Source organism: Methylomonas lenta (genome assembly GCF_001644015.1).
GTDB classification, from domain to species: domain Bacteria; phylum Pseudomonadota; class Gammaproteobacteria; order Methylococcales; family Methylomonadaceae; genus Methylomonas; species Methylomonas lenta.
Genome location: NZ_LUUI01000088.1, coordinates 1 through 22,093, shown reverse-complemented (window position 1 = coordinate 22,093; position 22,093 = coordinate 1). Strand labels below are relative to the sequence as shown.

Sequence of the window (22,093 nt, the reverse complement as noted above, 5' to 3'; positions counted from 1 at the left end):
TAATGGCATTGATGCTCCGCGAGGGAACCCTGTCGGGGATGCTCCAGCGTCCCGAGCCGCAGAGCAGTTCAGGTTGTATTCCAACGCGAAGCGTAGGAACGATGCACTTGGATTTCGGGATGTTATTTCCAACCATATCCTAAGGAATTCGTCACAAATAACGGCCGTTTACGGCTATCAAACATCTATTGACTGTTTTTGGAGTACAAACCTAGGTTTGCACTCCAATTACCCAATTTTTTAACGGCAGTGCCGGGCAAAACCATTTGCCTAAGTGAAGATCAAATCCAATCCGGAGCCGATTGACTGCGCTAATCATCCCCCAACGAAATTTAGACTTCCCAGCGTGTTGAACGCCTTAAATTCTACATATCACCAGTCCAATCTTATTTTGGACAGAATTGCATCATAAACAAGATCACCAAAATGTTTGGCATGCATTTGCACCTGCATTTCATCATCGGATTCAACCTTGCCCAGTCTGGAATATTTATGCGCAACATTGTTGCCAAACTTAATATCTGTCTTGCAAGACGTGTCATCGGTCATTCGGTTTTTTTCTATCACTCTTAACGCTAGCTGATGCAGGAAATGATCACCAACCGCATCATAGTAACCTGCAATTTTACAGATATATTCATGTTTACCCGCCAAACTAGCGGCTGGAGAAAGGCCTACCATCAGTACCAGGTAAATAAGTAACTTTTTCATATTTTGCTTCCTGTTTCAGTTAATTTAGCCTTGATCAGCGGGTCGTTCTGGCTTTATCGGATGAACACCAAGTGTGGAATACATCTTCTCTGCGCCCGTTTTCGATGAGTGGTCTGCCGTTTAAAAAAGATCAGTGACAAGTACTTTTTCATAATTAGTCACATTAAGCTAATAGACATCTTTTCACAAAATACCAGTGGATTTAGTCAGTTTCAACTCAGCTAACAGCTTATCCATCTGAGTCTGAGTCAACTTACCGGCTGGGTTGCGGGGAATGGCGCTAACAAAGTGGATTTTTCGCGGCAGAAATACCTCGTCCAGATAAGGCTGCAATGCTTGCCGAATTGCTTGTTTGCTCAGCTGGCTGACCACCACAGCTGTCAATCGGTCGTCGCCCCGTCCAGCTTGTTCGACAAAACAAAAACCATCGGTCACGCCGTCTATATCTTTTAGCCGATGATTAAGCTGGTTAAGTGAAGCCCGTTTGCCGCTGATTTTGAGCATATCCTGATGCCGACCCAGCACGGCAAAACGTCCATCCGCTTCGATACGAATATTATCCGGCAAGATGCAAGGCTGCGGCAAATGCGGGGACACTAGGCCGGTTTGCTGGTTTTCATGCTGAACCAATCGACTGCCGGCATAAGGCTGCCACAAGCTTTCGCGTAAAACTTCACGGCTGGCAAAGGACAAGGTTTCGGTACTACCATAGATTTCACGGGGGGATTGTCCTAGAATTACCTGAATTTGCTGTGCCAGTTTTTCCGACAAAGTATCGGTAGCAGAGATTACACCCTCCAGATTACGCCAAACCGGGTCGGATTGAGCCAATAAACGCAGATGAGTCGGTGTAGATATCAGCATGGCTGGCCAGGGTGCCGCATCAATAGCTTGGCGTATATCCTCGGTAAAAAAAGGTCGGCCGTCATGTAGAATTAGTTGAGAAAACAGCGGCCAAAATATCGACGTTTCCAGTCCATACATATGTTGCGGCGGCGTGGTAGAAATCATTACATATTGTTTTTCGGCAAGCGCAAGGCTGCTTAGGGCCATATCAGCTGAAACCTTGAAGGTTTGCAGGCTATGGACGCAGGGCTTGGGTTTGCCGGTGCTGCCGGAAGTAAACGCTATCAAGGCGCTACGCGACCAGTCGAATGCATTAGGTGCGACGATAGCTTTGGAATTTGGCGCTTTGACTTCAAACCATTTTAGATCGGCGTTCTGCGGAGCGGTTTCGCTGGCTAAATAAGCCTGCGGATAGTCTTGCATAATCTCTTGAATAGCCGAGATTTGTCCGGAAGGCGGCAGCAGACAAATCTGTTGTCTAGTTGCTGCAGCCAGCAAACAGACGCAAAACAGATAGCGGTTTTCACAAAGATTGAAAACATAAGGCCGATTCGGTAGTTGATTTGCCAATGCGTAAACATCGGCCCATAAATCGCCGCGTGTAACCACCCTGCCCTGATAGAGGGCGAAAGGCTGTTCCGGATTTTGCTGTAATGTATGCATCGATCGGACTTTAATTAAAAAGGGCTGTTGGCTCTTAGAGACAAAAATTACAGGTATTTTAACCGGACATGAGGATCACAGACTAAATGGACACGGATGTATTGATTATCGGTGCAGGCCCGTCGGGCAGCGTGGCCGCAAAAATGCTGCACAAACTGGGTTACCAGGTCGTGATTCTGGAGAAAGAGCAATTCCCGCGCTTTTCCATCGGTGAAAGCCTGCTGCCGCAATGTATGACGTTTTTAGAAGATGCCGGCATGCTGGATGCGGTGACGGCAGAAACTTTTCAATTCAAAAATGGCGCGGCATTTTCGCATGCGGACAAACGGACGGAATTCGATTTTACGCAAAAATTCAGCCCTGGCTGGGGTACAACCTTTCAAGTACCGCGCGGTCGCTTTGATCAAGTTTTGGCCGATAGCGCCGAGCAATCCGGAGTGAGCATCCATTATCAACACAGCATCACAGCTGTCGATATTGCTACTCCCGGTCAAGTCCGACTAACCAGCGTGGATGCTGCCGGCACTCAGCGTCACTGGACAGCAAAAATGCTGCTGGACGCCAGCGGTTTCGGGCGTGTATTGCCGCGATTGCTGGAGTTGGAAACGCCATCCACTTTAGCGCCACGCAAGGCACTGTTCACCCACATCGAAGATAACATCAACATCGCCGATTACGATCGCAACAAAATATTGATCGCCATCCATCCGGTTTTTCATGAAGTTTGGTATTGGTTGATTCCGTTTAGCAACGGCAGAAGCTCTATAGGCGTGGTGACACCGGCGGATTTTCTGGCTAACCGTAATGGTAATCAGCAAGAAGTGTTGCGCGACTTGGTGATGGAAGAGCCCCGCTTGGCTGAATTGTTGCAAAACTGTTGCTTCGACACCCCTGTCAACCAACTTGGCGGCTATTCCGCAAATGTCAAACAACTCTATGGCAACGGTTTTGCCTTGCTGGGGAATGCGGGAGAGTTTTTAGATCCGGTGTTTTCCTCCGGCGTAACGATTGCGTTGAAATCCGCAGCATTGGCGGTACCTTTGGTAGACAGACAGTTGCGCGGGCTTAGCGTGGACTGGCAGGTCGAATACGAACAAGCCTTACGTCGCGGCATCGAAGTATTTCGGGCTTATGTCGAGGCTTGGTATGACGGTCGCTTTCAACGCATTATTTTTGCAGAGCATCAATTGGCGAGTGTGAAGGCCATGATTTGTTCGATTTTGGCTGGATATGCCTGGGATGAGACCAACCCGATGACTCAGCGTTGTGCCAAGAAAATTGCAGCAATCGTCGATGGCTGTCCACCGCTGTGATTAAAATTTTCAGGGAATTTTATTTTGTACTTAAATGACTTAGGCATTATCTGCGCTTTAGGTGCCGGCAAAAGCCAGGTCTTAAACTCATGGCTGACGGGTCGCTACAATCAGCCCTGCCCTGTACCCTGGCTGGATTCCAAAATTCCGGCACTCCGCGTACAAACAGAGCTGCCCGCTATTCCGTCAGACTTCAAGCATTATGCTTGTCGTAACAATCGCCTGCTGTTAGCAGCACTTAGTCAGATCGAGACAGCCGTAAACCGCGCCATTCAACAACACGGTCCGGAACGTATAGGCTTGGTGATTGGCACCAGCACATCCGGTATCGCCGAAGGTGAACAAGCCGTTACCGAGCTGTACAGAAAGGGTCAGTTGCCAGCAAATTATCATTATAAACAACAGGAACTGGGCGGTGCGGCGGAATTTTTAAGCCTCTATCTGGGTATATGCGGCCCGGCTTACACGGTTTCAACCACCTGTTCGTCTAGTGCTAACGCTTTGATTTCCGCCCGCCGCTTGCTAAAGCTGGACCTTTGCGACGCGGTGTTAGTCGGCGGTAGCGATGCATTATGTTGCACGACACTGGAAGGCTTTGCTGCATTGGGGGCACTCAGCAAAACCGGCTGCAATCCCTTTAGCAAAAACCGCGACGGTACACTGATTGGAGAAGGTGCTGCGTTGTTTTTGATGAGCAACACACCATCCCCAATTGCCCTGCTGGGCGCAGGCACCAGCAGCGATGCTTATCATATTTCTGCACCCCGCCCAGACGGCAGCTGTGCTTATCAGGCCATGCAAGCGGCGTTGGACGATGCTGATCTAACTGCCGAACAAGTGGATTACGTTAATCTGCACGGCACGGCGACTTGGCAAAATGATGCCATGGAAAGCTTGGCGGTCGGCCAATTATTCGGCAATACAGTACCTTGCAGTTCCAGCAAACCGGCAACCGGACATTGCTTAGGCGCGGCCGGCGCCATCGAAGCCGGCTTGTGCTGGTTGCTACTGTCCGAGTTAAATAGCCAAAATCGACTACCGCCCCATCTTTGGGATGGCGTTGCAGATCCCGAAATTTACCCGCTCAAGTTTGTGATTAACCCGTTGAAACCAAACGGGCCGAATCTTGATGGAACTGACACTTCGACAACCTCAGACCGTACACTATCTAAGGGCCAGATTAATAGGCTGGAAAGTCATGGGGTAAAATCGCTACAATATTGTTTTAGTAACTCTTTTGCTTTTGGTGGCAACAATGTGTGTTTGCTGCTTGGCCACCCCGGATAATTCAGTGGATTTTTCATACCCTATCGACGCACTGTTACCCCAATCCAAAAACATGGTTTTAATTGACCATGTGCTAGAGACCGGGGACGAACATATTGTGGTCGAACTAACAGTGCGCGATGACGGCTTGTTTTCTAGCCCTGAGCAAACGGTTCCGGCCTGGATCGGCCTTGAATACATGGCACAAACTATCGCCGCGTTTTCCGGATTTCACAAAATGCGCCGTGGCGAAGTGATACAGTTAGGTTTTTTATTGGGTACCCGTTATTACGAATCTTCTGTCGATCACTTTCCCTGTGGTGCTCTATTAAGAGTCCGTGCAGAAAAAATTATTGATGCGGCCAACGATATGTCCGTATTTGATTGTACCCTTGAAGGCAACAACATCTTTGCCTCCTCAAAACTCAATGTCCTGCTACCGCAGGATTCAAAAGAATTTCTCGCTGGAAAAGGAATATGAGTCAAAAAACCATCCTGGTGACAGGATCCAGTCGTGGCATAGGCAAAGCCATCGCCTTGCGGTTGGCGCGTGAAGGCTACGATATGGTTGTGCATTGTCGTAATCGGCTGACTGAAGCTGCCGATGTGTGCAATGAGATTACACAAATGGGCAGACAATGCCGTGTACTCAGCTTTGATTTAGCAGACCGTTCAGCTGCTCTGCTTAGCCTTGAAGCGGATATGCAAACCCATGGCGCATATTACGGTGTGGTTTGCAATGCCGGCATTTCCAGAGACAATGCATTTCCGGCCATGAGCCCAGACGATTGGGATCAAGTGTTACGCTGCAATCTGGATGGCTTTTACAACGTGCTCAACCCAGTCGTCATGCCGATGGTGCAACGCCGCAAGCCGGGCCGTATCGTCACCTTATCGTCGGTTTCCGGACTGATGGGCAACCGCGGCCAAGTCAATTACAGTGCCGCCAAGGCTGGCATTATCGGTGCCAGCAAGGCGCTGGCGATAGAGTTGGCAAAACGTAAAATCACGGTCAACTGCGTGGCACCGGGTCTGATCGAAACGGATATGCTGGAAGGTTTGCCTGTAGAGGAAATCGTCGCCACCATCCCTGCCAGACGCTTGGGCACCCCGGACGAAGTGGCTGCACTGGTAGCATTCCTCATGTCTGAGGATGCCGCTTATATCACTCGGCAAGTTATTTCAGTCAATGGAGGTTTATGTTGAGCCGTCGCGTCGTCGTTACCGGCATGGCCGGCTTTTCGCCTATCGGTAACGACTGGGAACAAATCCGCGCCAGCTTGCTAGCCAAAAAATCCGGCATCCGCTATTTGCCGGAATGGGAAAAATACAATGGCCTGCTGACCCGATTGGGCGGCCCAGTGCAGGACTTCAATCTACCCGCGCATTACACCCGTAAAAACACCCGCAGCATGGGTCGTGTTTCGTTGCTGGCCACCCGTGCTACCGAACTGGCCTTGATTGATGCCGGCCTGCTCGGCGATCCAGTCATCAGCGGCGGACGCACAGGCGTGGCTTATGGCTCATCAGTCGGATCGACACCTGCCATCGCCGATTTCGGCAAAATGCTGCTGAATCATGACATCGGTAATCTGAATGCCACGACTTATCTAAAAATGATGGGCCACACCAGCGTGGCTAATGTGGCTTTGTTTTTCCAGGTACGTGGCCGAGTAATCCCATCCGTCAGTGCTTGTACCTCCGGCAGCATGGGGATAGGTTATGCCTACGAAGCCATCAAGTTCGGCTTGCAGGATGTGATGTTAGCCGGCGGTGGCGAGGAACTTTGCCCGACCGAGGCAGCCACCTTCGATGCTTTGTACGCCACCAGCACCCGCAATCACGAGCCTAACCTTACGCCCCGGCCCTTCGACCGCGACCGCGACGGGCTGGTGATCGGTGAAGGCAGTTGTACCTTGATACTGGAGGAACTGAGTCGCGCCCAAGCGCGCGGAGCGCGGATTTATGCCGAGCTGACAGGCTTTGCTACCAATGCTGACGGCTCACATATTACGCAACCCAATGCCGACACCATGCAAGTGGTGATGCGACTGGCATTGCAGGATGCGGCGATTGCCCCCGCAGATATCGCTTATATAAGTGCTCACGGTACAGCCACTGAACAAGGTGATATTGCCGAAAGCCACGCCACAGCGGCAGTCTTCGGCGATAAAACCCCTATCAGCAGTTTAAAAAGTTACACCGGCCACACGCTAGGCGCTTGCGGCGCACTGGAAGCCATGACTACGATACAGATGATGCGAGAAGGCTGGTTTCATCCCACGCTGAATCTGGATAACCTCGATTCGCGTTGCGCAGAGCTAGATTATCTTACAGGTGACGGCCGTAACATTAGTGCTGAACATGTGATGAGCAATAATTTCGCCTTCGGCGGCGTGAACACCTCGCTGGTGTTTCGTCGCTGGGAAAGCTGACGTGCTCGAAGGCATGCCCGCTTCCCTTGCATCGCCAACAACACCCACTCGCCAAGTAGCTCAGCTGAGCTTTACGCTTAAACACTGGTGTTTATGGCAGGATCAGGCACCGTTAACGCATGACATCTGGCCCGTTGGAGAGGTTTTGCCTTTTAATGCTAAAGCAGCGGACGTAAGTTTTTTGCCGATGATGCAAAGACGTCGGCTATCGCCCTTGGCCAGAGCCGCCTGCGCAGTAGCCTGGCAATGTCAGCAAAAACATGGCGACATGCCGACCGTGTTCTTTTCAAACCACGGCGAAAGTCAATATTATTTCGAAATACTCGAAAATCTGGCGGCACAGCAAGGCGTTTCACCCAGCCGTTTTAGCCTGTGCGTACATAATGCTATTGCCGGTCTATCCAGCTTGCATCGTGCCAGTTTTTTACCTTATGTCGCACTGGCCGGTGGTACGGAAGGCCTGTTTGCGGCTTTCATTGAAGCTGCCGGCATGCTTTTGGATGTTCCCCAAGTTCTAGTGGTGTGTTATGAACAACCCTTGCCAGCCGACTACCAAGCCTATGTAGCCTATTCAAACACCACCTGGGCTTTGGCTATGGTTTTAGTCCGCTCCAGCGAAGCGGGTTATCAGTTGAGGCTAGCGCGAGAAGCCGGCCAAGTCCCGAATACTGACAAATCGCAACCCTCCCAGCTGATCCAAGCCATCCTCGCCAACCAGCGACACGGACAAAGCGAACTGGAACAATCCCATTGGTGCTGGAGTTTGACGGATGCTTAAGAAAGTACTCAATTATTATTGGCGACTGGCCGCTACCGGGCTGAGTTTCTGCTTGTTTGGCGCCGTAGGCATATTGTTTTGGGGGCTATTGTTTCCACTCATAGCGCCATTTCTAGGCAACGGGTTGCAAAAAAAACGACGTTCACGACGCATCATGCAGTACATTTTTCGCCTGTATATGGATTTCATGCGTGGCATAGGCATTCTGAATTATGAAGTACATGGCGGTGAACACATCAATACACCAGGTAATCTGGTTGTCGCCAATCACCCATCATTGCTGGATGTAGTATTCCTGATTTCCCAAATCCGTAATGCCACTTGCATCGTCAAACCCGCCTTAGCCAATAATCCGTGCATGCGTATTCCGATTCGAGCCATGGGCTATATTTATGCCGAGGAGTCTGAGGCCTTGCTAGAGCATTGCGCGCAAGAGTTGCACGAAGGCGCTATTTTGATCATCTTTCCTGAAGGCACCCGCACCACGCCCGGCAAACCGTTCAAGTTCCAGCGCGGTGCTGCAGCCATTGCCTTGCAGGCTGAGGCGGAGATGCTACCCATTACAATTCGCTGTTCGCCAACTACGCTGACCAAACAGGAAAAATGGTACCAAATCCCGCAAAAGAAGTTTACTTTGCAACTGGATGTAGGGGATCATATACGGCTGAGCCCGATTGTCGATAATGCAAGCCGCTCGCTTGCAACTCGGCGTGTAACCCGATATTTGGAGCAGTATTTCATTGAGCAGCTGGCACACCATGGAAAATCTTGAAGCTGAGCTTAAATTATTAATTATTGATATTTTTGAATTGGAAGACATCAGCCCGGCAAATATAGCTTCTGAAGAACCACTTTTCGGCGCCGGCCTGGGCCTGGATTCCATAGACGCTCTGGAACTGGGCGTTGCTTTGAAGAAAAAATACAATATCCACATCGATACCCATTCAGCCAATTTGGTCGAGCATTTTGCTTCTGTCAAAAACCTGGCACACTTTGTGGTATCGCAACAGGAAATCAAAACCGCATGAAAACCCAAGACGAAGTATTCGCCACCTTAAGACAAATTATGGCCGAGATGTTTGAGCTGGCACCTGAAGACATTGTTCTCAGCGCCAGCTTGAGCCAGGATTTAGACATCGACAGCATTGATGCAGTGGATTTGATGGTCAGATTGCGGGAGATCACCGGCAAACGCATCAATCCCGAGGATTTCAAAAACGCCCGCACTATCCAAGACGTGGTGGATACCGTTTATCGTATCTCTGTAGTCTAGGTTTACATGCTTCAAAATGGCCTGAATCAGCAGATACTGAAAGGTATTATTTGGGCGGTAACCATCAGCTATCCATTTCTGGTTTGGTTTTCTCTGGATTATTTTCAGCCGCGCTCGGTAGCCCTGGCATTGGCCGGACTGTTCCTATTGCGTTTGCTGAGCCGCAGTTCAACCTCTTCGGTCAGCAAGGTTGAGTACTTGTTGGTTTTTGCTGGCGGCTTATTTTTATTGGTTGCGGCCATGATTAATCAGATAAATTGGCTATTGGCCTACCCTGTATTTGTTAGCCTGCTGTTTTTTAGCGTGTTTTCTTTCAGCCTGTTCTATCCACCTTCTGTTGTGGAACGTTTGGCGCGACTGGAAGACCCTGACTTACCGCCTAAAGGCGTCGCCTATACCCGCAAAGTTACCTTGGTATGGAGCGTATTCTTCCTGGCCAATGCGGCTATGTCTTTATTCACTATTTGGTATGAAGACCGCTGGTTATGGAGTCTCTACAACGGTTGCATATCTTATGTCCTAATGGGCTTATTAATGGCCGCTGAAATGAGCGTCCGCCGCAAAATCAAGGCAAGCTATTGAATATCAAGCCTCAACAAGAGCACGAAGCTGTTTTGTTTCCCAACATACTGGGTAAAATACTCAGCGCCGACGGCATTACCTTAAACTTGTATATCCCCGAAAATCTGGCATATTTTGCAGGGCACTTTGATGAAATTTCTGTGGTACCTGGCGTGGTACAGATTCAATGGGCGGTACATTACGCCCGACTAAACCTGCCGCTAAAGCAAGCATTTCGTCATATGGAAGCCATCAAATTCAAGGAACTTTTATTGCCAAATCAACAGTTGGTCTTGGTTTTACGTTATTTGGAACAGGATGGTAAATTGGAATTTTGCTACCGTTCAGAAACCTGCGAATACAGCTCAGGTAGACTGTATTTTTCATGAGCATGTCGTTTAATCCCTGCTTGCTGATTCCGGTCTTCAATCATGCAGAGCCATTGCCAAAGATTGTTGAACAGCTGGCAACTTACCGGCTACCCTGCATTCTGGTGGATGATGGCAGCCAGGAAACCTGCGCCGCTACCATTCGCAATTTGTGCACACTCTATCCCTGGGTACAGTCCATCCGACTGGAAATTAACCAAGGCAAGGGCGGCGCCGTGAAGGCAGGTTTATTGCTGGCAAATTCCCAAGGTTATTCGCATGCGATACAAATCGACGCCGACGGCCAGCACGATCTGGACGATTTGCACAAATTTATCACCGCTGCCCAAGCAAACCCTGACGCGGTGATCATAGGTCGCCCCATTTTTGATGCCAGCATTCCCAAGCTACGTTATTACGCCCGTTATTTGACTCATGTGTGGGTGTATATCAATACCCTGTCTTGCCGAATTCACGACTCAATGTGTGGCTATCGAGTCTATCCGGTTGCGACCTGCGCCAATCTGATTCAAACCACAACATTAGAAGACCGAATGGCTTTTGATGTGGAAATATTGGTGCGCCTGGATTGGCTGGGAGTAGCCATGGTGTCGATTCCGACTCGGGTAGGTTATCCGCAAGATGGCATTTCGCATTTTCGGGGTTGGGAAGACAACCTGCGCATCAGTCTGACCCATGCCCGATTATTTTTCGGCATGCTGCTGCGGCTGCCCAAACTATTGGCCAGACATTTTAAATGAACCCAAGCACATCAAATCACCATTGGGCCTCCTTTGAAGAAACCAGCTTTATCTGGGGAATACGCATTTTGTTGTGGGTTTACCGGGTGTTTGGCCGTTGGGTGTTTCGAATATTCCTGTGGCCGGTCGTCAGTTATTATTTTCTGATGGGACAAACCGCCCGAAACGCCTCGCGGGATTACTTGCAACGCCTGGGTGACTACTTTCCTGAACTGGCTTTGTCCGGAAGCTGGTGGCAAAGCTACCGGCACTTCCTCAGCTTTGCTGAAACTCTGCTGGATAAGTTGATCGCCTGGTCCGGCGGCATAGATCCCAATCAGGTTGATTTTCCTAACCGCCAACAACTACTGGATTTGATCACGCAAAAACGCGGCGCCATGTTGCTCAGCGGTCATATCGGCAACCTTGAGCTCTGCCAGGCGATTGCCACCATGCGCGGTCACATTCATCTGAATATCCTGGTGCATACCCGACATGCCGAGAAATTCAATCGTTTACTGGGCAACAACCAGGGCAGCGCCACTATCAAACTGATTCAAGTCACCGAACTCAATCCGGCAGTGGCGATTGATTTGCAGGAAAAAATCGAACGCGGGGAATTCTTGGTGATGGTGGGTGACAGAGTACCGGTTGACGGCAACCGGACCATACAGGCTGACTTTCTTGGCCAGCCCGCCGAATTTCCACAAGGCCCCTATTTGCTGGCATCCTTGCTACGTTGCCCGGTATACACGTTGTTTTGTTACCCAACCAAAGGCCGTTTCCAGATCCATTTGCAAGCTTTCGCCGAGGCTATCCGCATTCCACGTACCGAACCGCAGCGTCAGCAGATGCTTAAAACCCTGGCCCGCGACTATGCCAAACACCTGGAAAGCCATTGCCGTGCAGCCCCGTTGCAGTGGTTCAATTTTTACCCCTATTGGAAAACTTCTGTGGCAGCAGAACAAACCAAGCCTGTTTCAAAGGGCCTTGAGCCATGATCCGCGCCGAGATTGAATTAACTGTGCCTTTTTTCGATATCGATTTACTGGGTATCGCTTGGCATGGCCACTACTGCAAATATATCGAAATCGCCCGCTGCGCCATGCTGGATACCATTGATTACGGCTACATGGTGATGAAGGCCACCGATTACGTCTGGCCTATTGTCGATATGCAATTACGTTTTGTCAGGCCGGCTAAATTTGAGCAACGCATCCGAGTATCGGCAGAACTGGTGGAGTGGGAATACAGGATGAAGATTAAATACCTGATTGCCGATGCCGAAACCGGTGAAGTACTGGCCAAAGGCCATACCATTCAAGCGGCAGTGAATGTAGCCAGTGGTGAAATGAGCTATGCCTCCCCTGCTGTGTTTCTGGAAAAGCTCGGACTGAAACCCGATGTTGGTTCAGGTAGCGCTGATTAAAACAGCCTGGAATGCGCGCAACAAATCTATGCAACACTTAGCCAAGCGTTTACTGATTTTTCTGATACCGGTAGTGGTTTGGCTGGGCTGGTATTTTTTGCCTGATACACCACCATTCTGGGCTATCGCCAAACATTGGCGTATCACACTAACCATGGCTATAGGTTCTTTCATCGCCGGTGCCACTAGTGAAGCCGGTGGGGCAGTGGCTTTTCCGGTGTTCACCAAGATTCTGGCGATTCCACCCGTTCAAGCCAAACTATTTTCTCTCGCCACCCAGAGCATAGGAATGGGTACTGCCTTATTGACTATTTTGTTGTTGCGTATCCGGGTGGAATGGCGCGCCGTGATCTGGGTGGTCTGCGGTTCAATAGCTATGCTACCGATTGGTTTTGCTTTGGCCGACCAACTACCCACCAGTGCGGTACGGATATTGTTTACCGTGATCCAGTGTAGCTTTGCCCTGGCGCTTTGGTGGCACAACCGCGACAAAAACCGCGATCGTCACACCCGTCTGACTTGCTTTGGCAGCCTGGAAAAAATCTGTTTATTCACGCTCGGCATGCTCGGCGGCCTCATCAGCGGTTTGCTGGGCAGTGGACTGGAGATTATTGTCTTTTCAGTCTTGGTGTTGTGGTTTCGCCTGTGCGAAAAAGCCGCCACACCCACGGTGATTGTGATGATGGTGTTCACATCCTGGTCCGGTTTTGCAATGATATTCAGCGCCGGACAATTTGTACCACCGGTCAGCGAATATTGGCTGGCTGCTATTCCCGTTGTCGCTGTGGGGGCTCCGTTAGGGGTTTATGTCTGTTCGCGGATGTCGCGAATATTAGTAGTCAGAACTTTACTGAGCCTGATTTTGTTGGAACTGCTTTCTTCCCTGGTCTTGATTCCTTTAAGCTGGGAAATCGCGCTTGCTTCGACAATGCTGTTCCTGAGTTTTTCGTGCATGTATTATCTGATGTACCGTTCGCGGCGGTATGTTTAGACTAACTCAACGCCCACTGAACAGCTTTATGTTCTAAATTCATTAGGGCTGATGCTATATTTTTGCAGTTTTCCATAAACCGCGCGCGGCGTCAGTGACATTGCTGCGGCCACCTGTTTTACGTCGCCGCGACAGCTTTGCATGGTTTGTTTCAAAAAAGCTTGTTCTGCTTCAGCCAGAATTTGCTGCTTGTACTCATTCCAGTCGACTGTTGTTGTGGTTGTTTTCTTATCCAAATCAAGCTGAGTCAGTTCGCTGCCTTTACAGAACAACACACTTCTTTCAAGCGTATTTTCCAACTCGCGTACGTTGCCGGGCCAGTTATACCCACGAATCTGCTGCATGATTTCCCTACTAACGGATTGCACATTTTTGGCATATTTGTCGTTCAAACGTTTTAAAATCAACTGCACCAGATGCGGTAAATCTTCCGGACGTTGCACCAGTGGTGGAATCGATAAGCGCACCACGTTCAAACGATAGTACAAATCCTGCCTAAACAAACCCTGCTCGACATGTTGCTCCAATTGCCGGTTACTGGCGGCTATAATCCTGACATCCACACTCAGCGTATGCTTGCCGCCCACGCGTTCCATTTCGCCTTCTTGTAGCACCCGCAATAAACCGGTCTGCGCAGCAGGCGACAGAGTATCCACCTCATCCAGAAACAAGGTGCCACCTTCTGCACGCTCGAAAAAACCTTGATGTACTTCCACCGCGCCGGTGAAAGCGCCTTTCTCATGTCCGAATAAAGCACTTTCGATCAAGCTCTCCGGAATCGCCCCACAATTAATAGCCACAAATGCCCTATGACCGCGCTCGCTCATGGCATGTACTGCACGGGCAATCAACTCTTTACCAACCCCGGTGGCGCCGTTGATCAGCACAGTAGCGCGAGTAGGTGCCACGATTTCAACCTGCTGCAAGATTTTTTGCATGGCTGGCGATTTAGCGATAATCACTGGCGCTGGCTTTGCGGCATATTGTTTGGGCTTACTCCACCACACGTTGCGCATGCGCTCTTCAATGCGAGAATGTAGCGCCACGATTTCCAGTTTGTCTTCTTTTTGATCCTCACGCCGATATTCCAAACCAGGTTTAGCAGCAGCGGAGTCCAGGTTCGTGTGAATACAAACTTCACAACTGCCATTTTTCTTGGCGATACTTTGACGAATTTCCACTTTGGCATAGCCAAAATTACGGGCAGCGATACCGCCAAATACGCTGGAAGTCATGCGGCATAACTCTGGAAAATTAGTCACGCCCTCGCCAAATGGGCAGCGACTATTGACCACGGTAATAGTGCCGGTTTCCACCGATGCCAATGAAAAATTGCCACCAATGCGATTTTTCAAAGCTAATATCAAATCAATGTAGTCTGCACAACCCAACTCCTCTTGCTTTTGAAATTCGTCGCGGTAGGTCTGTTCGAAATACACCCCGGCACTCTTGGCAATGCGTTCAATCAACGATTCGCAATAGCCACCGCCTTCCTGTTCACAGGCATGCATGAGCTCCAAGATAAACGTTTGCAAGAAAAAAACCGGGGAAATCTGGGAAAAGTCGTGTTCACTCATAATCGCTGCAAATAATGAAATTAGTCTTCACTGATTGAAACACAATTTCACAAGGAGACCAATGCAATTTTTTTAAGTCATTGATATTATTAGAATTGGTGTTTTTTAAAAGCTGGCCTATGGATTGCATCACCTAAAAAAGGAAATCGCAACAGCGTTATTCCAAGAAAAGCCGCTTCACGGCTTTTCATAAAACTATAAAAAATCTTTCGAGGAGATCACCATGAGTCAAGACAAACCACCTTTAAACCCGCACCCGCTAAGTGAATACGTGGCCTGGGCCGGTAATCGCAACCGCGAGCCGATATTGGGTATACTAAAAGAAAAGCTACCCATAGACTCTGGCAAGGTATTAGAAATGGCCAGCGGCAGCGGTATGCATATCAATTTTTTTGCCCCGCATTTTGAGCACTTGCACTTTCATCCGACTGACAAGGATATTGAGGTGTTTGACAACATCAAACAACTGTCCGTCGATCATGCCAACGACAATATCGCCGACCCTGTGCACCTGGATTTGACCGAACCTGACACCTGGTTCAATCCCGGCGACAAAAGCAGCTTTGACGCAATCTTTTGCATCAATATTTTTCAGGTCGCACCTATTTCCATTGCCGATGGCATGATGGAATGCGCTTCACATCTGTTGAACGACGACGGCATTTTATTGATTTACGGCCCCTTTCAAGTCAAAGGCCGCTTCACAACAGGCTCTAACGAGGAATTTCATAAAACCTTATCCTCTTACGAAGTTCCTGAATGGGGCTTGAAAGATGTAGCGGATCTGGAAAAAGCCGCCGCCAATCATGGCATGGTCTTGAAAGAAATCATTGATATGCCAGCCAATAACTTCTCTTTAATTTTCGGCCGCGGCTAAGGTAGGTATCGCATGAGTACAATTCTTAACGAAGTTTTACACGCCAATAGAAATTATAGCGCCGACTTTGATAAAGCCGATTTGCCTATGCCCCCTGGCCGGCGCTTCACCATTTTGACCTGTATGGATGCCCGTTTGGACCCAGCTAAATATGCCGGCCTGTCCGAAGGCGATGCGCACGTGATTCGTAATGCCGGCGGTCGTGCCACCGAAGACGCCATCCGTTCATTGGTGATTTCCTACAAACTACTCGGCACAAAAGAATGGTTTGTGATTCACCATACCGATTGCGGCATGGAGACGTTTAACAACGAGATCATGACCGACCTGCTGAGCAAAAGTCTGAAAACCGCCAGTGTTGACAGCAGCGGCTGGCACGATTGCTGTGAAGGTCCTGGCTCTAAAGAAGGCAAATATATCAACTGGCTAACTATCAAAGATCAAGCCGAGAGCGTAACCGAAGATGTAGTACGCATCAAATCTCATCCATTGGTGCCCTCCGATATACCGGTTTACGGCTATATTTACGATGTTAAATCCGGACGACTTATCGAAGTACCCGCTGCCACAGCAGCCGGACGTGTTGCCTGATGGTTACTCGTAAAGCAGCATTGGTGCTGGGTGTAGGTCCGGAAACGGGCCTGGGCTCAGCCCTGGCCCATCGTTTCGCCGCTAGCGGTTTGCAGGTGTTTATTGCCGGCCGCAGCGCAGCCAAACTGGATGCCGTTGCGGCCGGCATTACCGCCCAAGGCGGCGCAGCGATCCCAGTTGTCAGTGACGCTACCGTCGAAGCTGATGTCATCAGATTGCTGCAAACGGTGACAGATAACAACTGCGAACTGGATATTGCCGCCTATAACGTTGATAGTAATATTCCAGCCCCGCTATTGGAAACCGACCTGGAAACCTTTACCAAACTCTGGCAACAAAATAGCCTGGGCTGTTTTTTGTTTGGCCGGGAAGTGATTAAACACATGTTGCCGCAGCAACGTGGCACCCTGATTTTCACTGGTGCAACGGCATCGCTGCGCGCCAAACCACCCTTCACTGCCTTTGCCGCAGCCAAAGCCGGCGTGCGGGCGTTAGCACAAGGCATGGCTCGGGAATTTGGTCCGCAAGGTATTCATGTCATCCATAGCATTATCGATGGTGTTATCGATGGCGAACGCGCTCGTAAACAATTTCCACAGTTTGTTGAAGCCAAAGGTTCGGCAGGCTTGCTACAAGCGCATGCAATTGCCGAAACCTATTGGCAATTGCATAAACAACACCCTAGCGCCTGGACTCACGAAATCGATCTACGCCCTTTTAAGGAGGCATTTTGATGAACACATCTTTACCAGACTGGCGGCTACAGGGCCGCTATTTCGAAACCTGTAACTGCGAGATATCTTGCCCTTGCATCTGGTTGCAACCACCCACTGAAGGCGAATGTAAATTACTGGCCGCCTGGCACATCGACAACGGTCATTTAGAAGGCACTCAGCTGGACGGCCTTAATGTGGCACTAGCCTGTCATGCACCAGGAAACATGATTAAAGGCGGCTGGAGCGCGGCGCTGTATTTAGACGCCAGCGCCGATAGCCAGCAAATCGAAGCTTTGACCCGTATTTTTACCGGCATGGTTGGCGGGCATTTAAGTGTTTTGTTGGGATTTGTCGGCAAGGTATGGGGCATTAAACAGGTAGTCATGAGCTATTCCGAAGCAGACGACAGTCGACGCTTATCGATTCCGGGCATAGCCGAAGCCGAAATCCAGAGTATTTCAGGCATACGCGGTGGCGAAGCACAAATCGACAACCCCCCCTTATGCGTCGTCACCAGTCACCCAGCCATCGTTGCAAAATCCAAGCAATTTAGTTACACCGACTATGGTCAGGCCTGGGAATTTTCCGAACGCAACGGCTATCACTCGGAATTTATTTACCACCCCTAAATCATGCCTATAAAGCTTTTTATCAGCTTGGGCGGCTTGATCGCCAGTGCCTGGGCTTATCTGTTTTATCAATCCTGGCAAATGACACATCTGCCGATGTCGCAAATGTGGATGCCGCCCTCCCAGCTGGTGGCATGGCCGCTGCCGGAATTACTCGGGGTTTTTGCAATGTGGGCCATCATGATGGCCGCTATGATGTTGCCATCCGTGCTACCCATGCTGAATGCATTTAATCGCTATTGCCTGAGCGACCCAAAAGCCAGCCCATGGTATAGCCTATACTTCGGCGGCAGTTATCTAGCCGTCTGGATTGGTTTTAGTGCAATACTGACAGCTATGCAATGGCTATTTCACGGCCTGGCCTGGCTATCGCCCATGATGGAAAACAAACACACATATTTAGCTGCGACCATCTTCATCATCGCTGGCGTTTACCAATTTTCAAGCTTCAAAAACGCTTGTTTGCAACACTGCCGCACCCCATTTGGTTATATATTAAATGAATGGCGGCCCGGAAAAATTGGTGCCCTGCAAATGGGTTTTAAGCACGGCCTCAGTTGTTTAGGTTGCTGCTGGGCGCAAATGCTGATCATGTTTGCGGTTGGGGTAATGAATCTGACTGGTATGATATTAATTACCGGCTTAGTATGCCTGGAAAAAACCTCTCTGATCGATGCCAAAAAACTCAGCTATAGCAGCGGCTCATTATTTCTGCTTTGGGGTATTTATTGGCTATTTGCCCGGCCTTAAGCTCATATATCCAAGACCATTTGTAGCGCTTTGCCTACTCGAATTATGGCATAAAACGACTTCGTGACAACGCCTTAACACCAGCGTATGCTGCTCTGGCAATACGCAGAGAACATCCCAATATTTACATCTGTTGGAGGGTTATTGTAATGGCCAATTTCTATAGTGATAGCCATGGCGAACGCTGGGGCGTCATGATGCAACAAAAGAAAACCTCCTGCGGCTTAGCTTGCTCTGCAATGGCAGAGGTTTACATGAAGTCACAAGCTAAGGCTAACATGGAAGCGGTTTTTCGAGATATCTCCCAAAAATTCCCTCAGAGCTGGAAAGAAGATACCGGTGCGTCGATGAACAATCTCGTCAAGGTGCTGCGCTATCGTGGAATCCACTGTTACGACAACTACGATTATGGTGCGGGTGGCGTTTGGCCTTATTTGTATACTTACGCCAACGACGCCACGCCTATCATTGTTTACATCAGTTGGGGCAAGGGAAACGGCGCACATGCGACGCTGTGTGTCTATGTGCACAAAAGCGATCAGAAGTGTATCTTTTTGGACCCGGCTTATGGTTTGGTTGAGTTATCAGGCTCCAAACTTCCGGCATACATAGTGACGGACAATACCGGAGTTGCTGGCGGAGGCATCATTGCCAGAGGGACGCTGACCGGACCGATGATTATTACTAAAGCCATGTCGTAACGAGTTGCCAAAAATCCATTGCCATGGACGTTTGAAATAACGCCTTACTTGTGAAAGTCACCGTGGGTGCCGCACTCCCACACGCAGCTTTTCATTTGCCGGGGCGATGCTAACCTGCATGATCGTTAGGATAACAGCGCCCTATAAGGCGTGTAGCAGCTTAACTGTGGTTAATCCAATCGGAGGTTATTGGTCACTTAACCGCAGTAACCAAGGCATTCACTTCCTGACGATGGCTTAAATTAATTTGCTTGAATCCCGAATCAGCCATTTGTTGCAAGGCAATGGTTTCTCGCATAACGTGATTTTCCGCTTCGTCGCTAAATAAATGGATAACCCAATGCTCCAGAACATCGAGGCGGTCGATTTTAGTCAAAATTTTAAAATAGCCCTCGACTTCTTTTTGGGTACTGCGTGTGTGTGCCGAAATATCATTTAGCGCATAGCGGTCGCCGTTGATAAACCAGCCGCCTGGCTTTAAGATTCGATAAATTTCGCCCAGCACTTGCTTGCGGTATTCGGCCTCGAAATTATGCAGAGTATAGGCGGATGCCACCAGTTCCACGCTGTCGGATTGCATGGCCTGCAAGGCAGTCAACGCATCATCGCCGCAAAACTCTAATCTGCCCGCCTCCGCCCATTGTTGCAAATGTTGTTTGGCTTGAAGCTGCATGGTTGGCTCATTGTCGACACTTAACACCTTGACCCGCTCGTTGGCAGACAAGATTGATAACGTGGTAATACCGGTGCCGCCTCCTAACTCGACAAGCTCAACCGACACAGTCGATTGTTGACAAAACTCACCGACGGCTCTGCCAACCTGACGGCTCATTTCTACCGACCCCGGACTAATTAACTTCAACATCTGATAATCTTGACCGATGACGCCGGAGAACATAGCATCAAAAGGCGTATCGTTCATTGGCTCATACATTTTTTACCTCGTGCTCGTTTAAGGATTAGAAAAGGAAATTCCATGGTAACTACTCGCGCTATAGTCGCAGCATTCCCCGGCAAAGCAATTTGAATTGCGATGCGGGGATTATATCCCCGGTAAGCTATGACCTGCGGATTGCTGGATAGTTGGCAGTTGGCGTAGGCATATTCTGCTGATCGAAAGCAGCCGGAGACTTTTTGTTTGCCCCTGACCATGCGTAAATCCTGCTCAGTACGGTTATTTGGTCAATGCGATAGGAGCCGACCAACAAGCGAAATCATCTTATGATCAGATACTTAAGGAAAACCTATGGGGGTGTCACCTACCTTCATGCTGAATAATCCCATGCTTCCAGCTCTCCATCCTTAATAAGCACACACTCTCATAACTTATCCCATCATCACTTTGTTACGGCCGGTTTCCTTTGCCTTGTAGAGCGCCTCATCCGCGCGTTTTACAAGGTCCAGCTCGTCCGTTACCTCAAGTTCCGGATAGGAGGTGACCCCGATGCTGATCGTGACGCAGATAATCTGATCGCCATCCAGTACCGATGTATCCTGCACCATGCGCCGCAGCCGCTCGCCGAGAGCAAGTGCGTTTTCCTTGGAAGCGGCTGGGAAGATGGCCAGAAATTCTTCGCCGCCGTAGCGCATCAGAATATCTCCTTTGCGTAGGGCTAGCTTTGCCGTTTTTGCAACCTGCACCAGGACCCTATCACCGGCAAGATGACCATAGGTGTCGTTGACCATCTTGAAATGATCGATATCGAACATCATGACGCCTAGTGGCGAGTTGACGCGTATCGCCCGGCTGAACTCCTCGCCTAGCCTCGCCATGCCAAAGCGACGGTTGTAGATGCTGGTAAGCGAGTCAAGGGCCGCCAGCTTTTGCAGCCTGTCGTGGGTAAGGGCGTTGTTGAATGCAAGCGCCATGCCATTTCCGAACAGATCGAGGCGCGCCTTCGCGTCATCTTTGAATCCTTTAGCACTGGCAAGAATGATAGCGCCGAGTGGAACTCCCTTATAGAGTACAGGATCAACCAGCACCTCACGCGGACGGAAGTCCGTCAGAATACCCTCGACGGCAACGTCTTCAGGCAGCGCTACTATCACCCGGGTTCCCGTCTGCATGGCACGCCGGACGTGGTCGCTGTTGCACAGCGAATCTGGCGTGCGAATGCCATGCGATGACACAATCTTCATCTCGCCTTCCGCCGCGATCAGAATGGCGCCTGCGCTTGCCTCAGTATGCTGAAGCAATTTCTGTAGGGACTGGCTCACTAAAATATCCAGCTCAAGATGACTGGCGAGCATCTCCGTAAACGAACGAACGGCAGCATCTGTCTTGTGTGCAAGTGCAAGGGACTCGACGAGATAGTTGAAAGCCCTTCCGCTTTCGCCTATTTCATCGTCTGAATCCACAGGAACGTTGCAGGCTTCAGACATGCATTTCTTTTCATTCCCGGACTGCACACATGCTCTGAGGTTGGTTTCTACTAGCCTCATACGGTTCGACAAGATGTGCAACCTGCCGCCGACCACCTTCCTGGCCAGCCAGATGTTTGCCCCACCGACAATGAAGCCAGCAGTCATGGTCGCCACAAAAAACCAGGGCGTCAGCACCTGATTCGCCGGCAATCCCATCATAACGACAAAAAACGGAAAGATGATGCCCATCAGAAGGCCGAGCCCTATCATCCAGATGGCGAGGTCGGTAAATACTTTATGCGGCATGCGAATCATGTTGTTTTTCCTTGTTAGAGGATGTCCGGCACAACTTGGGTGACCAAAGGTTCCTGCGAAAAATGGGCAATAGCAGCTACGCTAATTTTATTTGGCCTTCATTTTTCGCCAGCTCAAGCTAGGCATTATAACCGATGTTACGCAGCCCAAAGGAGCGCAGGATACGGATGTACTGCAAGGATCACTGCCATTAAGTTAA

Annotated in this window: 26 protein-coding genes; 21 read left to right on the top strand and 5 right to left on the bottom strand. The window is 49.7% G+C overall.

What is annotated here, in order from left to right; all coding sequences use genetic code 11:
- Nucleotides 1-372: 372 nt before the first annotated feature.
- Both A1359_RS06875 and A1359_RS06870 read right to left on the bottom strand, forming a co-directional pair.
- Nucleotides 373-711 (bottom strand): hypothetical protein, encoded by a 339-nt coding sequence (locus tag A1359_RS06875; RefSeq protein WP_066980035.1) that lies wholly within the window; start codon nucleotides 709-711, stop codon nucleotides 373-375.
- 183 nt (nucleotides 712-894) lie between these two features.
- Nucleotides 895-2,220: an AMP-binding protein gene (locus A1359_RS06870; RefSeq protein WP_066980032.1), complete on the bottom strand. Its 1,326-nt coding sequence runs from the start codon at nucleotides 2,218-2,220 to the stop codon at nucleotides 895-897.
- An 86-nt stretch (nucleotides 2,221-2,306) separates the two neighbouring features.
- Here A1359_RS06870 and A1359_RS06865 point away from each other — a divergent pair, with 86 nt between their 5' ends.
- Genes A1359_RS06865 through A1359_RS06795 form a run of 15 tightly spaced genes read left to right on the top strand, consistent with a single transcriptional unit; the run spans nucleotide 2,307 to nucleotide 13,374 of the window.
- The gene (locus A1359_RS06865; RefSeq protein WP_066980029.1) at nucleotides 2,307-3,533 is read left to right on the top strand and encodes an NAD(P)/FAD-dependent oxidoreductase; all 1,227 of its coding nucleotides are present in this window, start codon (nucleotides 2,307-2,309) and stop codon (nucleotides 3,531-3,533) included.
- A gap of 24 nt (nucleotides 3,534-3,557) precedes the next feature.
- Nucleotides 3,558-4,820 carry a beta-ketoacyl-[acyl-carrier-protein] synthase family protein gene (locus A1359_RS06860; RefSeq protein ID WP_066980027.1) on the top strand — a complete coding sequence of 421 codons (1,263 nt, stop codon included), beginning with the start codon at nucleotides 3,558-3,560 and terminating at the stop codon, nucleotides 4,818-4,820.
- A 4-nt stretch (nucleotides 4,821-4,824) separates the two neighbouring features.
- Nucleotides 4,825-5,280: an ApeP family dehydratase gene (locus A1359_RS06855; RefSeq protein ID WP_232322145.1), complete on the top strand. Its 456-nt coding sequence runs from the start codon at nucleotides 4,825-4,827 to the stop codon at nucleotides 5,278-5,280.
- Complete coding sequence (fabG, locus tag A1359_RS06850; protein WP_066980024.1) at nucleotides 5,277-6,005, top strand: 3-oxoacyl-ACP reductase FabG; 729 nt, start codon at nucleotides 5,277-5,279, stop codon at nucleotides 6,003-6,005. The genes A1359_RS06855 and fabG overlap by 4 nt, the downstream gene beginning before the upstream one ends.
- Entirely contained in the window at nucleotides 5,999-7,234 is a 1,236-nt protein-coding gene (locus A1359_RS06845; RefSeq protein WP_066980021.1) for a beta-ketoacyl-ACP synthase, read from the top strand. The genes fabG and A1359_RS06845 overlap by 7 nt, the downstream gene beginning before the upstream one ends.
- A gap of 13 nt (nucleotides 7,235-7,247) precedes the next feature.
- Complete coding sequence (locus A1359_RS06840) at nucleotides 7,248-8,012, top strand: beta-ketoacyl synthase chain length factor (protein ID WP_066980038.1); 765 nt, start codon at nucleotides 7,248-7,250, stop codon at nucleotides 8,010-8,012.
- Nucleotides 8,005-8,784 carry a lysophospholipid acyltransferase family protein gene (locus tag A1359_RS06835; protein WP_066980018.1) on the top strand — a complete coding sequence of 260 codons (780 nt, stop codon included), beginning with the start codon at nucleotides 8,005-8,007 and terminating at the stop codon, nucleotides 8,782-8,784. Before A1359_RS06840 ends, A1359_RS06835 begins: the two co-directional genes overlap by 8 nt.
- Nucleotides 8,771-9,040: a phosphopantetheine-binding protein gene (locus tag A1359_RS06830; protein WP_066980015.1), complete on the top strand. Its 270-nt coding sequence runs from the start codon at nucleotides 8,771-8,773 to the stop codon at nucleotides 9,038-9,040. The genes A1359_RS06835 and A1359_RS06830 overlap by 14 nt, the downstream gene beginning before the upstream one ends.
- The gene (locus A1359_RS06825) at nucleotides 9,037-9,285 is read left to right on the top strand and encodes an acyl carrier protein (RefSeq protein ID WP_066980012.1); all 249 of its coding nucleotides are present in this window, start codon (nucleotides 9,037-9,039) and stop codon (nucleotides 9,283-9,285) included. Before A1359_RS06830 ends, A1359_RS06825 begins: the two co-directional genes overlap by 4 nt.
- Before the next feature lie 6 nt (nucleotides 9,286-9,291).
- Complete coding sequence (locus A1359_RS06820; RefSeq protein ID WP_066980010.1) at nucleotides 9,292-9,867, top strand: COG4648 family protein; 576 nt, start codon at nucleotides 9,292-9,294, stop codon at nucleotides 9,865-9,867.
- Nucleotides 9,864-10,235, top strand: a complete 372-nt coding sequence (locus A1359_RS06815; RefSeq protein ID WP_066980007.1) for an ApeI family dehydratase — start codon at nucleotides 9,864-9,866, stop codon at nucleotides 10,233-10,235. Before A1359_RS06820 ends, A1359_RS06815 begins: the two co-directional genes overlap by 4 nt.
- 2 nt (nucleotides 10,236-10,237) lie before the next feature.
- Nucleotides 10,238-10,975 carry a glycosyltransferase family 2 protein gene (locus tag A1359_RS06810; protein ID WP_232322143.1) on the top strand — a complete coding sequence of 246 codons (738 nt, stop codon included), beginning with the start codon at nucleotides 10,238-10,240 and terminating at the stop codon, nucleotides 10,973-10,975.
- Entirely contained in the window at nucleotides 10,972-11,955 is a 984-nt protein-coding gene (locus A1359_RS06805; RefSeq protein ID WP_066980001.1) for an LpxL/LpxP family acyltransferase, read from the top strand. Before A1359_RS06810 ends, A1359_RS06805 begins: the two co-directional genes overlap by 4 nt.
- Nucleotides 11,952-12,383 (top strand): acyl-CoA thioesterase, encoded by a 432-nt coding sequence (locus tag A1359_RS06800; RefSeq protein ID WP_066979998.1) that lies wholly within the window; start codon nucleotides 11,952-11,954, stop codon nucleotides 12,381-12,383. The genes A1359_RS06805 and A1359_RS06800 overlap by 4 nt, the downstream gene beginning before the upstream one ends.
- Nucleotides 12,358-13,374 carry a sulfite exporter TauE/SafE family protein gene (locus A1359_RS06795; protein ID WP_066979996.1) on the top strand — a complete coding sequence of 339 codons (1,017 nt, stop codon included), beginning with the start codon at nucleotides 12,358-12,360 and terminating at the stop codon, nucleotides 13,372-13,374. The genes A1359_RS06800 and A1359_RS06795 overlap by 26 nt, the downstream gene beginning before the upstream one ends.
- Nucleotides 13,375-13,400: 26 nt before the next feature.
- Here the strand turns inward: A1359_RS06795 and A1359_RS06790 are convergent, their stop codons facing one another.
- On the bottom strand, nucleotides 13,401-14,951 hold the full coding sequence (locus tag A1359_RS06790) for a sigma 54-interacting transcriptional regulator (RefSeq protein WP_066979993.1): 1,551 nt from the start codon (nucleotides 14,949-14,951) through the stop codon (nucleotides 13,401-13,403).
- Nucleotides 14,952-15,174: 223 nt separating this feature from the next.
- On the opposite strand from A1359_RS06790, the gene A1359_RS06785 reads away from it, so the two are divergent.
- The 6 genes from A1359_RS06785 to A1359_RS06760 all read left to right on the top strand — a co-directional run bounded on the left by A1359_RS06785 (nucleotide 15,175) and on the right by A1359_RS06760 (nucleotide 19,215).
- Entirely contained in the window at nucleotides 15,175-15,828 is a 654-nt protein-coding gene (locus tag A1359_RS06785) for a DUF938 domain-containing protein (protein ID WP_066979990.1), read from the top strand.
- Nucleotides 15,829-15,840: 12 nt separating this feature from the next.
- Complete coding sequence (locus A1359_RS06780) at nucleotides 15,841-16,419, top strand: beta-class carbonic anhydrase (RefSeq protein ID WP_066979987.1); 579 nt, start codon at nucleotides 15,841-15,843, stop codon at nucleotides 16,417-16,419.
- Complete coding sequence (locus A1359_RS06775) at nucleotides 16,419-17,153, top strand: SDR family NAD(P)-dependent oxidoreductase (protein WP_066979984.1); 735 nt, start codon at nucleotides 16,419-16,421, stop codon at nucleotides 17,151-17,153. Before A1359_RS06780 ends, A1359_RS06775 begins: the two co-directional genes overlap by 1 nt.
- A complete protein-coding gene (locus A1359_RS06770; protein ID WP_066979981.1) occupies nucleotides 17,153-17,764 on the top strand; it encodes a DUF1326 domain-containing protein in 612 nt (203 codons plus the stop codon). The genes A1359_RS06775 and A1359_RS06770 overlap by 1 nt, the downstream gene beginning before the upstream one ends.
- 3 nt (nucleotides 17,765-17,767) lie before the next feature.
- The gene (locus tag A1359_RS06765) at nucleotides 17,768-18,514 is read left to right on the top strand and encodes a DUF2182 domain-containing protein (RefSeq protein ID WP_066979978.1); all 747 of its coding nucleotides are present in this window, start codon (nucleotides 17,768-17,770) and stop codon (nucleotides 18,512-18,514) included.
- 149 nt (nucleotides 18,515-18,663) lie between these two features.
- Nucleotides 18,664-19,215, top strand: a complete 552-nt coding sequence (locus A1359_RS06760; RefSeq protein ID WP_066979975.1) for a papain-like cysteine protease family protein — start codon at nucleotides 18,664-18,666, stop codon at nucleotides 19,213-19,215.
- Nucleotides 19,216-19,408: 193 nt separating this feature from the next.
- Here A1359_RS06760 and A1359_RS06755 read toward each other — a convergent pair whose 3' ends face one another.
- A complete protein-coding gene (locus tag A1359_RS06755; RefSeq protein WP_232322142.1) occupies nucleotides 19,409-20,149 on the bottom strand; it encodes a class I SAM-dependent methyltransferase in 741 nt (246 codons plus the stop codon).
- A gap of 392 nt (nucleotides 20,150-20,541) precedes the next feature.
- Entirely contained in the window at nucleotides 20,542-21,894 is a 1,353-nt protein-coding gene (locus A1359_RS06745) for a GGDEF domain-containing protein (protein WP_066979966.1), read from the bottom strand.
- Nucleotides 21,895-22,093: the final 199 nt, after the last annotated feature.